This window comes from Chromatiaceae bacterium, assembly GCA_024235395.1.
Classification (GTDB): domain Bacteria; phylum Pseudomonadota; class Gammaproteobacteria; order Chromatiales; family Chromatiaceae; genus Thiosocius.
In genome coordinates this window covers 127,589-139,871 of record JACKMK010000004.1, presented here as the reverse complement: position 1 = coordinate 139,871, position 12,283 = coordinate 127,589, and the positions used below count along the sequence as shown (strand labels likewise).

Genomic DNA, 12,283 nt, shown 5'->3' with positions numbered 1-12,283 from the left:
CTGAAGGGCATGGTAAAGGTACTGTTTGTCTGCATGGGTAACATCTGCCGGTCGCCGACCGCGCACGGTGTGTTCCGCTATCTGGTCGAGCGCGAAGGGTTGGGTCATCTGATCAGCATAGATTCCGCCGGGACCCATGCCTACCACGTTGGCAGTCAGCCGGACCGTCGCGCGCAGGAGACCGCGCGCCGGCGCGGCGTCGATCTCTCCGACCTGGTCGCGCGGCGTGTGTCTGCGGAAGACCTGGAGGTGTTCGACTATGTGCTGGCGATGGACCAGGAGAATTTCATCGCACTCAGCGAGTTGACCAGCGGGCCCCAGGCCGAAAAGATCCAGATGTTCATGGATTTCGCACCTGCGATGCGGACCCGCGAGGTACCCGATCCTTATTACGGCGGTCCGTCCGGATTTGAGCGCGTGTTCGATATGGTCGAAGCCGCAGCCCAAGGCCTGTTGGACGATATCCGGCGGCGCCACCTCGACGAGGGCTGACGCCGCCGGACGCTCTAGTCGTCTCCGGGCGGGGTATTCGAAACCGGTGCCTGCGGTTTCGCCTCCGCCTCACCGCTCGGTTTGACGGCGCGCTCGATCGAGCTCGCGCGTGCGGCGGCATCTGGTGGCGGCACCTGCGCCTTGGGTGGCTCGCTGACGACCGGCGGTTTGGCCGCCGGTGCCTGCGGCGCGGTCCCGGTGGCCGCTTCGGGGACGGGTGCCGGTTTGGCGGGTGCCGGCTTCGGCGCAGCGTCCTGGGCAACGGGGGGCGCGCTGTCCACGGTGCTCGGGCGCGCTTTGTCTGCGGCCGCCGGAGGGGCGACGTCGTCCGAAGAACGGCTGTTCGCGGTACGCGTCGACGCCGGCGCGTCGCCCGCACCGCCACGCGGCGGCTGTTGGGCGTTCGTGGCCGATGGCCCGGTCGCTACCGGCTCGTTGGTCGTCGATCCCCCGTTGGCGGTCGCCTTGTCTCCGCTGCTGCGTCGCCGCCGGCCGCCACGCCGTCCGCGCCGCGAGCTCCGCTTCACACCGGTGTCCGCTGAATCCTCATCACCACCGGCCGCTTCCGCCGTCTTTGTGACCTGCCGGTCGGGCTTGTCTTCGCCCGCGGTCTTTGGCCTGTTCCCATTGTCTCCGGGCTTGTCCTGCGTACGCGCGGCCTGACCGCTGCGTGTCCCACGTCGACTGCGAGGCTGCCGTTGTTCGCCGGATCGGTTACCGCGCCGTTGGCTGCTACCCGCGGTTCGCTCCTTATCTTCGCGCTTCGCCGGTGCGGCCTCGGTGGTTTTTTCAGCCGCGGGTTCGGCGTGCGGAGCCGCGGTCTCTTCACGTGGCGCGAAGATGCTGCTGAACAGGCGCTTGATGAAACCGCTCTCGGCCGTTGCAGGCCCGACCGGCATCGGCGCCGCGGGGGCAGGGACGGGTTCCGGCCGCTCCGGTGCGGGCGTGGCCGGCGCGATATTGCGCACCGCGGGTTGTTCGGCTCTCGGCTGGGCACGTTCCGCCGGCGGCAACGTCTGCGGGGTGAAGTCCTTTTCCTGCGCGTGGCTGGGGGCCTCCTCCTCGCGCATCTCCTGGCGGCGGACGCGGGTGATCTCGTATTTTGGTGTCTCGAGCTGGCGGTTCGGAATCAGCACGATGCTCACATCGTGGCGATCCTCGGCGTCGACGATCATCTGGCGTTTTTCGTTCAGCAGGTAGGTCGCGACCTCGACCGGGAGCTGAGCGGTTACCCGCCCGGTGTTCTCCTTCAGCGCCTCCTCTTCGATGATCCGCAGGATCGACAATGCCAGCGAGTCCACGCTGCGGATATAACCGTGACCATCGCAGCGTGGGCACACCTGGTGTGCCGATTCGCCGAGCGACGGACGCAAGCGTTGGCGCGACATCTCGAGCAGGCCGAAACGCGATATGCGACCGATCTGAACCCGCGCACGGTCCTCTTTCATCGCGTCCTTGAGGCGGTTCTCGACGTCGCGCTGATTGCGCGATGGCGTCATGTCGATGAAATCGATCACGAACAGACCGCCCAGGTCGCGCAACCGCAGCTGTCGGGCGATTTCCTCGGCGGCCTCGAGGTTCGTGTTGAGTGCGGTCTCTTCGATGTCCGACCCCTTGGTCGCACGCGCCGAGTTGATGTCGATCGACGTCAACGCCTCGGTATGGTCGATCACGATCGAACCTCCCGATGGCAGGCGCAGTTCGCGGCGAAACGCCGATTCGATCTGCGACTCGATCTGATAACGCGAGAACAGCGGCACCTCGTCCTCGTACAGACGCAGTTTGCGCAGGTACTTCGGCATTACCTGTTCGATGAACTGTCGCGCCTGGGCATGCGTCTCGGCATTGTCGACGACGATTTCGCCGATATCCGCGCGCAAGTGGTCGCGGATCGAACGGATGATGACGTTGCTTTCCTGGTAGATCAGGAACGGCGCCTTGCGATCGGCCGCGGACTGCTCGATCGCGCTCCACAACTGCAGCAGATAGTCGAGGTCCCACTGCAGTTCTTCGGCGATCTTGCCGACCCCGGCAGTGCGCACGATCAGGCCCATCCCCTCCGGGATCTCCAGCATGCTCATCGCCTCGCGCAGTTCGGACCGATCCTGGCCCTCGATGCGCCGCGACACCCCGCCGGCACGCGGATTGTTCGGCATCAGCACGAGGTATCGGCCGGCCAGCGAGAGGAATGTGGTCAGCGCGGCCCCCTTGTTGCCGCGTTCTTCCTTCTCGACCTGGACGATGACCTCCTGTCCCTCTTTGAGCAGCTCGTTGATGTTGCGCTTGCCGGCATCGAACGCCTCGCTGTTGAAGTAGCTGCGCGAGATCTCCTTCATCGGCAGGAAGCCATGCCGTTCGGCGCCGTAGTCGACGAAGGCGGCCTCGAGGCTGGGTTCGACCCGGGTGATGCGGCCCTTGTAGATGTTGGCCTTTTTCATCTCCCGGCCGGGAGACTCGATGTCGAGGTTGTAGAGTTTCTGGCCATCGACGATGGCGACGCGCAACTCTTCGGGCTGAGTTGCGTTGATCAGAATACGCTTCATTCGTTATTCCTTGTGGCCCCGACGACAGCACGGGTGGCCGCCAGCCGCATGCAGCGAGGGGACCGCGTGGACGCCACGCGATCACTCGTCGGCAGGGGCCAGCGCGGACCCGAACTGTTCGGTCGAGAGCAAATTCAGTCTTGGCAGACCGAGTGACGTGCCGCGGCCCTGATAGGGGCCGGCGATCTCGTCAACTTTCAGTCATACCGCTATTTTCTGGCGCTGCATGCATGGGGTCAGGTAGCATCCCTGGGGTAGCGGATGCGCGCTGCTCTTCGCGGGTTGCGGTGCAACTTTGATGAGGATTGCGCCGCATGCATGCGCGCCATTTGCATCGGGAATCCTCCCGAGGCTGAAAACTCTTTCGCCGGGGCTGTTTGGCTGGGCGACCCTCGGGGTCGCCGCCGGGGGCCGGGGCTGACCCGAAATATACCAAATATTCAGATAGATGCATTATTTTTCGCTGTACGGCAATGGGCATGACTGAGGGCGGGGGCACATCGACGGGTGTTCAGCTGGTGACCGTCGACGAAGCCAACGACGGACAGCGTCTGGACAATTTCCTGATCAGTCGGCTCAAGGGCGTACCACGCACCTGGCTGTATCGCGTTTTGCGCAAGGGCGAGGTGCGGGTCAACAAGGGCCGTAGCAAACCGGCGTATCGCCTGCGGGCGGGCGACGTGGTGCGCATCCCACCGCTGCGGGTCGCCGTACGCGAGCCCAGCACGGTGACGAAGAACCTAGAGCAACTCGTAGAAAAATCGATATGTTACGAAGATGATTTAATGTTGGTTATCAACAAGCCTTCAGGGATGGCGGTGCACGGCGGCAGCGGGGTCTCGCACGGGGCGATCGAGGCACTGCGCAGCGCCCGGCCCGAAGCACCTTATCTCGAACTGGTGCATCGCCTGGATCGTGACACCTCCGGCTGTCTGATGGTCGCCAAGCGTCGCAGCGCTTTGACCCGCTTGCAGGAACTCCAGCGGCACGGAGGAATCGAAAAGCGCTACCTCGCACTGTTGGCAGGGCGGATTCGCAAAGGCGCCTGGCGGGTGGATGCGCCGTTGAAGAAAAATACCCTGAGCGGAGGGGAGCGGGTCGTGCGGGTCGACCCGGAGGGCAAGGTCGCTGCAACCCGATTCGAGGTTGTGCGTCGCTTCCCGGAGGCAACCCTGGTTGAGGCAACCCTGGAGACCGGGCGCACCCACCAGATCCGGGTACACGCGGCCGCCAACGGGACACCGATTCTTGGCGACCCGAAGTACGGCGATCAGACACTCAACCGGCGGTTTCGCGAGCTCGGATTGCGCCGATTGTTCCTGCACGCGGTCTCGCTGCGCTTCGACTGGCCCGGAACGCCCGGCCGACTGCGGGTGGAGGCGCCGCTACCGGCGGAGCTGCAGAAAGTATTGGAGGGCCTGGATGGGCGCTAGCTACGAACTGGTGGTATTTGACTGGGATGGCACGCTGATGGATTCGGAGGCGCGCATCGTCACATGCATGCAGCTGGCCGCGCGCGATTGTGGGATCGCGGTACCGGACAGGGCAGCGGCGCGGGACATCATCGGGCTGGGTCTCGAAGAGGCCGTGCAGCGGTTGTTTCCGGCGCTCGATCGCAGCGGGGTCGCCGCGCTGACCGATGCCTATCGCGCACATTGGCTGGGAGACGCGGTCGACGCGGCGCCGATGTTTGCCGGGGCGCGCGAGCTGATCGAGTCGCTGCATCGTCAGGGTCGACTGCTCGCAGTCGCGACGGGTAAAAGCCGGCGCGGGCTCGACCGGGCCTTGCAGGAAAGCGGACTGGGTGGGTTTTTCCACGCCTCGCGTTGCGCCGACGAGGCGTTTTCGAAGCCGCATCCGCAGATGTTGCAGGATATCCTCACGGACCTGGACACGGCCCCCGGTGCGGCGCTGGTGGTCGGTGACACGGAGTACGATATGCAGATGGCAAGTGCGGCCGGCGTCGATGCCGTGGGTGTCGGCCATGGTGTCCATGCCGCCGAGCGCCTGCTGAGCGAAGGGGCGCTGACCTGCTTCGACGACCTGTTTGCGCTGGCGGAGTGGCTGCAGCAAGCCGTGGTACGGGAAGGAACGGGGGTCTGAGAGTTGGAACGTGAAACGGAATCGAACGCAGCATGGCATCGCGATCTGGTCGAAAGGCTGGCCAGCGATGCATTGGTCGAGCGCCGGCGGACTCGACGCTGGGGCATATTCTTCAAACTGCTCACCTTTGCCTATGTGACGGTCGTGTTGCTCCTGCTGCTGCCGAAGGACTGGTCGTCGAAGGCGATCGGTGGCGAAGGGCACACCGCACTGGTCGAACTGGAGGGGGTGATAGCGCCAGGCAGCAAGGCGTCGGCGGACATCGTCGTGACCGGCCTGCGCGAGGCCTTCGAGGATGACAGCACCAAGGCGGTGATCCTGCGCATCAACTCGCCCGGCGGTTCGCCGGTCCAGTCGAGCGATATCCACAAGGAGATCCTCCGCCTGCGGAAAAAGTATCCGAAGATCCCCCTGTACGCGGTCGTCTCGGACGTGTGTGCCTCGGGTGGCTACTATGTGGCCTCGGCGGCCGACAAGATCTATGTCAACGAGTCGAGCGTGGTCGGATCGATCGGCGTCTTGATGAACGGCTTCGGATTCGTCGACACGATGCATGAGCTGGGCATCGAGCGGCGCCTGATGACCGCCGGTGAACACAAGGCGATCCTCGATCCGTTCAGTCCGCTGACGGATTTCGACCGCCAACACGCCGCGAACCTGCTCGACGAACTGCATCAGACATTCATCGCTGCGGTCAGGGAGGGGCGCGGCGATCGGCTGAAGGGCGATGAATCGACGCTGTTCAGCGGCCTTTTCTGGAGCGGCGATGAGGGCATCGCACTCGGGCTCGCGGATGCCATCGGCAGTGCCGGCTATGTCGCGCGCGAGGTCGTCGGCGCCGAAGATATCGTTGATTTCACAGCCAAGGGAGATCCGATAGAGCGGCTCGCCGACCGGATAGGGGCGTCCTTCGCCGAGACGTTGTCCGCGCTGACCGGATTAGGGAGTCTGCAGCTGCGTTGAAGCCCAACCGTAATATCCTTGTCACACAGGCGCACTGTAATGTCGCGCGAATTGGTGGACCAGGATGAAATCTGTGGCGGCAACGAACATTCTCGTGGTTGAGGACGAGTCTGCCGTGCGTGAACTGCTCGCGGCGACGCTGATGGGCGCCGGCTATGAGGTCGCACAGGCCGAAAGCGGGAGCGCGGCCCAGGCGCTGGTCGCCGACGACAATCCATCGTTGATCCTGCTCGACTGGATGCTGCCCGGGATGAGCGGCCTGGAGTTCGCCAAGTGGCTGAAGCGCGATGATCGCCTGAAAGAGATCCCGGTGATCATGCTGACGGCGCGGGATGAAGAGAATTTCAAGGTACAGGGCCTGGAGGCGGGGGTCGACGACTACGTCACCAAACCGTTCTCTACGCGTGAACTGCTGGCGCGGATCAAGGCAGTGCTGCGGCGGGCCGGAAGCGACAGCAGCGAGTTGATCCGGGTGGACAACCGCCTGGAGATGGACCTGGTGCAGCACAGGGTGCTGGCCGACGATCAGCCGGTCTCCCTGGGACCGACCGAGTTCAAACTGCTGCACTTCTTTCTGACCCATCAGGAGCGCGTCTATTCGCGCGCTCAACTGCTCGATCTCGTATGGGGCCGCAATGTGTATATCGAGGAGCGCACCGTGGATGTGCATATCCGGCGGTTGCGCAAGGCTCTCGAACCTTTTGGTCTGGAAAACCTGGTACAGACGGTTCGCGGGGTCGGTTACCGCTTCTCGGTACGCACGAATTGAATCCGCGCCGAGGATGGATCCAGGAATTCTGGCGGATCATCCTCCTGCTCTCCGTTGCCGTGGCAGCGGGCGCTCTTGTCGATCAGGTGGTGCCGTTCCTGCTGCTGGCGCTGCTCGCCTACACCCTGCGTAATCTGTACAACCTGCAACGGCTGGCCGACTGGCTGGGCGAGCGCGACGTCAACGCCGTGCCGAACCATTTCGGGATCTGGGGTGACATCTATTCGCGTATAGCGCTCGTATCGGCCCGTCAGGCACAGCGGGAAAAGCGCCTCAACGAACTCGTCAACGAATATTCCGCATCGACCGCGGCGTTGCCCGACGCCACCGTTGCACTCGACGCGAATGGCCGTATCCGATGGTTCAACGATGCGGCCAGTCGCCTGCTGGGCCTCAAAACGGCCAAGGACATCGGCCAGCCGCTGATCAACCTGTTTCGCAATCCGCAGACGATCGAGTTCATTCGCTCCGCCGACTATTCCCGCACGGTCCAGACAGCCGCGCCGGGCAATGCGGACAGCCGATTGGAGATGCGCCTGGCACCCTACGGCGACGGCCAGGTATTGTTGCTGGCGCAGGACATCACCGAGCGTGTACGCCTCGAACGCGTGCGTCGCGATTTTGTCGCCAATGTCTCGCACGAACTGCGCACACCGCTCACTGTGCTCAGCGGTTTCGTCGAGAATCTGCAGGCCATGCCCGATCTGGACGACCCGCGGCTGCAGCGGCCGCTGGAGATCATGGCCCAGCAGAGCGCGCGCATGCGCAGGATCGTCGAGGACCTGCTGCTGCTGGCCCGCCTGGAAAGTGAATCGACGCGCAATGCGCCTGTCCCCGTGGACGTCGGTGAACTACTGCACCAGGTCGCCGACGAATGCCAGGCGCTTCGCACGGAGGTTGCCGAGATCCGCTGCGAAGTGCTGTCTTCGCGCCGGGTGCTCGGCGATGCCACGCAGCTGCGCAGTGCGATCACCAACCTGGCGGTCAATGCCGTAAACCATACCCCAGCCAGCGGTCGAGTCACCCTGCGCTGGAGCGACCGGGGCGTCGAGAGCGTGCTCGAGGTGAGCGACACCGGCGAGGGAATTGCCGCCGAGCACCTGCCGCGCCTGACGGAACGGTTCTACCGCGTCGATGCCGGGCGCTCGCGGGAGCGCGGGGGTACGGGGCTCGGTCTGGCGATCGTCAAGCACGTCCTGAAGCGGCACGATGCCCGGCTGGATATCAACAGTCGACTCGGAGAAGGAAGCCACTTCACCTGCGTTTTCCCGGCGTCGCGTCTGGCGGACTGATAGAATCAGGCCACGTCGATGCCGCATTGAGTTTTGCATCTATCCGGCACGACAGGTCGGGCCGGTCAGCCAGTCGAGGGCGCCATGGATACCTCCAATCTACAACACCACTATTCGCAGAAATTCAACACCGAGTTGGAAGGCGTCCGGTCGCGCGTCCTGGCGATGGGAGGGCTGGTCGAACAGCAGCTCGAAGCGGCGATCGCGGCGCTCAACAATGGCGAGTCGCAGGGAGCCGAGTCGGTAGTATCGAACGACTACAAGGTCAACGCGATGGACGTCGAGATCGACGAGAGTTGCACCAAGATCCTTGCGCTGAGACAGCCGACCGCCAGCGACCTGCGCCTGGTCCTGGCAGTGATCAAGACGACGACGGATCTGGAACGCATCGGGGACGAAGCCAAGCGCGTCGCCCGTATGGCGATCAGTGCGGCCCGCGCCGACCACGGCCGCAACCTTTACGGCCAGATTGCCCACCTCGGCAGCCTGGTACAGCAGATGTTGCATCGTGCGCTGGATGCCTTTGCGCGCATGGATACCGACGCGGCGCTGCAGGTCGCACACGAAGATGTCAACATCGATCGGGAATACGAGAGTGTGATGCGGCAGAGCATGACCTACATGATGGAGGATCCGCGCTCGATTCCCAGTGTGTTGGACCTCATCTGGGCGGCACGCGCACTCGAGCGCATCGGCGATCGCTGTCGCAACATCTGCGAATACGTGATCTATTTCGTCCGTGGTAAGGACGTTCGGCACACCAGTCTCGATCAGATTCGCAAAGAACTCGGCGAATGATGCAGCCGACGATGGGTGGGGTTCCTGCCGACGCGCACTGGGTGCGAAAGGCCGCTTCTCGGAGATCGGCGTGAACGTCGGCCTGATCGCCGCGAGCATGCGCAGGGCTCGCCATCACACCCTGATCTTCCACCGCGTGCTGCGCGACGTGGATCCGATGAGCCCCGACGAGCCCACCGCGGCATGGTTCCGTGATCTGTTGCGCATGCTCACCCGGCATTTCGAGATCATCAGCCTGCAACAGGCCGTGCACCGTGCCCACGCAGGCGATCTGAACGGACGCACCCTGTCGATCACGTTCGATGACGGCTATGCGGACAATTTTCTGGTCGCGCTGCCAATCCTCGTCGAATTCGGTGCGCCCGCGACCTTCTTCGTGGCCAGCGGGTTTCTCGATGGTGGACGCATGTGGAACGATTCGATCATCGAAACCATGCGGCGCCTGCCGAACGGCTCCCATGAGGTCGATCTGCCGGATGGCGGAACCTTCGAACTCACGGACTGGCCGTCACGGCGTGCAGCGGCGGCGGCAACCATCGCCGCCTGGAAGCATCTGCCGCAGACGCAGCGGCAGGCCAGCGTCGAGGCGCTCGCAGCCCGCGTCCCGGCGCTGCCCGACGACCTGATGATGACCACAGCGCAATTGCGGGAGCTGGCGGACGCGCCTGGCGTCACACTCGGTGGCCATACCCGTACCCATCCGATCCTCGCCGTACTCGACGAGGAATCGGCACGCGCGGAGATCGTCGGCGGCAAACAGGATCTCGAAGGCCTGGTGCAGAAGGAATTGCGGCTGTTCGCCTATCCGAACGGACGGCGCGATCGCGATTACCGCGACGAGCACGCACGTCTTGCCAAAGAGGCGGGTTTCGATGCGGCCGTGGCAACAGACTGGGGAACGCTCGATGCAAAGACCGATCCCTATGCGATCCCTCGCTTCACCCCCTGGCATTCCAATCTGACCAGGTTCTCGATAGACCTGGCGCGTTGTCACCACGGGTGGCTGTGACGGGCGCCGCGCGTCGACGGCTTAGGGTTCGATGCCCTGCGCGGTCAGCCACAGCTCCAACATCATCAGGACCCAGATGAACTCACCGTAGTAGCCGGCATGCTGTTCACGGTGTCGCAGCACGATATCGTCGATGAACTCTGTGCGTACGTAAGGCCGGCGTTTCATCCTCGCCAGGTTATCCATCGCGAGTTGCTGCAGTCCGGGATGTTCGGCCATCCAGACGCCGAACGGCAGGCCGAATCCATGCTTGGGCTTGTCGATAATCGCCTGTGGCAGAAACCCGGTGACCGCGCGTTTGTAGAAATCACGCAGACGGTTGCCCCGCATCTTGCGACTGCTCGACACGCGGGTCGAAAACTCGACTAGCCGGTCGTCCAACATCGGGTACTCGACCTCGATCCCGCCGAGCTTGCACATGCGGTTGACCTTGCGCAGATCGTTGTCGGTGAGCGTATGTTGCCAGTCGAGATACAGCATTCGGTTGAGCCGCGAGGCGTCACGCGGATGGTGGTAAAGATCCCGGTCCAGCTGGTTTGGGAACTCAGGATCGACCGCCGCGAGAAAATCGGGCTTAAGCATCGAAGCGGCACCGAAACGCGACAGGAAGTTGTAGGTCTGAAGACGCTCCGGCAGCGGGATTCTGGCCTGCTCCACGTAGTTGCGCGCCTTGCCGACCAGGCGCATGCCGCCTGGCATTGCACGGTAAATCAGCGGTTCCAACAGCAGGGCACGGGTCCAGTTTGGTAGCAGAGCGTAGCGCTCGAACACCATCTGCTTGGCGTATCGCTCATTGCCGGCGAACAGTTCATCACCGCCATCCCCGGCCAGCAGGCGCTGCCGACCCTCGGCAGCGGCGAAACGCGCACAGAAATAGGCGGGTAGCGCGGAGGAATTGCCGAACGGCTCGTCGTAGGCACCGGCGATGCGCGGCAACTCCTCGAGCACGTCTTCCTGGGTGACGTAGTAGGTACGGAAATCCGTCCCGAACTGGTCGCTGGCGATCCTGGCATAACCGATCTCGTCGTAGCCCTCCACGTCGAAGCCGATCGAGTATGTCTTGGGTCGCGGCCTCGCCCGCGCGAGCAGACCGGCCACGGTCGAACTGTCCAGGCCACCGCTCAGAAACGCGCCGGTATCGACGTCATCGGCGAGCCGCGCAACCGAACTGGCCAACAGGCCGAGCATTTCTTCGCCGGCTTCGGCCAGCGATGCATCCGCGTTCTCGCGGAACTCGGGTTCCCAGTAGCGGCGCACCTGCCAGGTGCCGTTCTGATAGATCAGTGCCTGGGCCGCCATCAGCTTGTTGATGTCGCTGAACACGCTGCCAGGTCCGGGGACCATGTGGTAATAGAGATAATGGAAGATGCCCTGGTCGCTGAGTTGCGGCGAGCGACCGAGCAGACGATTTACCGCGGTCGCAGTGGGCGCGAAAACCAGACTTCCGTCGCCGTGGCGGGCCCAGTACACGGGCATCTGGCCGAACCGGTCAGATGCGATCACCGCGGTCCGGTTTGCGCGATCCCAGACCAGCAGCGCGAAACGACCGCCGGCCTTGCTCAGCAGATCGATGCCGTGGCGACGGTAGGCGTGAGCGAGCGCCTGTGCCGGACCGTGCTTCAACTGGTGGTCGGCGATCTCGTAGTCCAGCCAGTCCAGATTGCCGGAGACCGCGCAGCCCAGGTCTCCGTCGACCAGTGACCAGCCTTCGACCACGGCGCCGTCGAGCCCGGCTAGAACGATGCCGGTCAGTTCCTGATCGGGTGCGCGGACATCGAGCAGCCGGTCGAACGGCTGATTCGGCGTACCCTGCATGTCGGAAGCGAAGTGGCCGGCGATTCCGGCGATAGTTAAGCGGTCCATTATTCAGCCTGGGGATACGGCGGTTGCTGACGCACCTTCAAGAGGGAGCGGGTATCGTGCTTGTCCGTGACCTGGGGACAGGTCGACCGATTATGCACCAGGCGCATCGACCTCCCAAGCGTATCGGCGGCATTTGCTTTGATATACTCTGCGGATCGGCCACCGCCACCCACCTTTAAAATCGTTAGGATTGCTTTTCCGATGGGGACGTTCGAACAAGTCCGGCAGATCGTTGGTGATGTCTTGCGACTGGGCGACCTCACAGTACGACTGGAGCCGGAGACCGCTTTGCTGGGGAATATCCCCGAGTTTGACTCGATGGCCGTCGTCAGCGTGATTACCGCGCTCGAAAATCGCTTGGGTATTACGGTTGACGACGATGACATCACCGGCGAGACCTTCGAAACACTCGGCAATCTGACTGCCTTCGTCGAGAGCAAGATCTGACGGC

Annotated in this window: 11 protein-coding genes; 9 read left to right on the top strand and 2 right to left on the bottom strand. The window is 63.6% G+C overall.

Going from position 1 to position 12,283, the window contains the following annotated elements; genetic code table 11:
- Positions 1-9: 9 nt before the first annotated feature.
- Positions 10-492, top strand: a complete 483-nt coding sequence (locus H6955_19135) for a low molecular weight phosphotyrosine protein phosphatase (protein MCP5315683.1) — start codon at positions 10-12, stop codon at positions 490-492.
- 14 nt (positions 493-506) lie between these two features.
- Here H6955_19135 and rne read toward each other — a convergent pair whose 3' ends face one another.
- Entirely contained in the window at positions 507-3,035 is a 2,529-nt protein-coding gene (gene rne, locus H6955_19130) for a ribonuclease E (GenBank protein ID MCP5315682.1), read from the bottom strand.
- A 479-nt stretch (positions 3,036-3,514) separates the two neighbouring features.
- Here rne and rluC point away from each other — a divergent pair, with 479 nt between their 5' ends.
- The 7 genes from rluC to H6955_19095 all read left to right on the top strand — a co-directional run bounded on the left by rluC (position 3,515) and on the right by H6955_19095 (position 9,969).
- Positions 3,515-4,468 carry a 23S rRNA pseudouridine(955/2504/2580) synthase RluC gene (gene rluC, locus H6955_19125; protein MCP5315681.1) on the top strand — a complete coding sequence of 318 codons (954 nt, stop codon included), beginning with the start codon at positions 3,515-3,517 and terminating at the stop codon, positions 4,466-4,468.
- Positions 4,458-5,138 (top strand): HAD-IA family hydrolase, encoded by a 681-nt coding sequence (locus tag H6955_19120; protein MCP5315680.1) that lies wholly within the window; start codon positions 4,458-4,460, stop codon positions 5,136-5,138. Before rluC ends, H6955_19120 begins: the two co-directional genes overlap by 11 nt.
- A 3-nt stretch (positions 5,139-5,141) precedes the next feature.
- Positions 5,142-6,101 carry a S49 family peptidase gene (locus tag H6955_19115; protein ID MCP5315679.1) on the top strand — a complete coding sequence of 320 codons (960 nt, stop codon included), beginning with the start codon at positions 5,142-5,144 and terminating at the stop codon, positions 6,099-6,101.
- Between the two features lie 64 nt (positions 6,102-6,165).
- Positions 6,166-6,870 carry a phosphate regulon transcriptional regulator PhoB gene (gene phoB, locus H6955_19110; GenBank protein MCP5315678.1) on the top strand — a complete coding sequence of 235 codons (705 nt, stop codon included), beginning with the start codon at positions 6,166-6,168 and terminating at the stop codon, positions 6,868-6,870.
- Positions 6,867-8,162 carry a phosphate regulon sensor histidine kinase PhoR gene (phoR, locus tag H6955_19105; GenBank protein MCP5315677.1) on the top strand — a complete coding sequence of 432 codons (1,296 nt, stop codon included), beginning with the start codon at positions 6,867-6,869 and terminating at the stop codon, positions 8,160-8,162. The genes phoB and phoR overlap by 4 nt, the downstream gene beginning before the upstream one ends.
- Positions 8,163-8,246: 84 nt before the next feature.
- Entirely contained in the window at positions 8,247-8,960 is a 714-nt protein-coding gene (gene phoU / locus H6955_19100) for a phosphate signaling complex protein PhoU (GenBank protein ID MCP5315676.1), read from the top strand.
- 97 nt (positions 8,961-9,057) lie between these two features.
- A complete protein-coding gene (locus H6955_19095; GenBank protein MCP5315675.1) occupies positions 9,058-9,969 on the top strand; it encodes a polysaccharide deacetylase family protein in 912 nt (303 codons plus the stop codon).
- Between the two features lie 21 nt (positions 9,970-9,990).
- On the opposite strand, the gene H6955_19090 is transcribed toward H6955_19095, so the two are convergent.
- Positions 9,991-11,784 (bottom strand): asparagine synthase, encoded by a 1,794-nt coding sequence (locus H6955_19090; GenBank protein ID MCP5315674.1) that lies wholly within the window; start codon positions 11,782-11,784, stop codon positions 9,991-9,993.
- Positions 11,785-12,033: 249 nt separating this feature from the next.
- On the opposite strand from H6955_19090, the gene H6955_19085 reads away from it, so the two are divergent.
- Positions 12,034-12,279 carry an acyl carrier protein gene (locus H6955_19085; protein MCP5315673.1) on the top strand — a complete coding sequence of 82 codons (246 nt, stop codon included), beginning with the start codon at positions 12,034-12,036 and terminating at the stop codon, positions 12,277-12,279.
- The last annotated feature ends 4 nt before the right edge of the window (positions 12,280-12,283 follow it).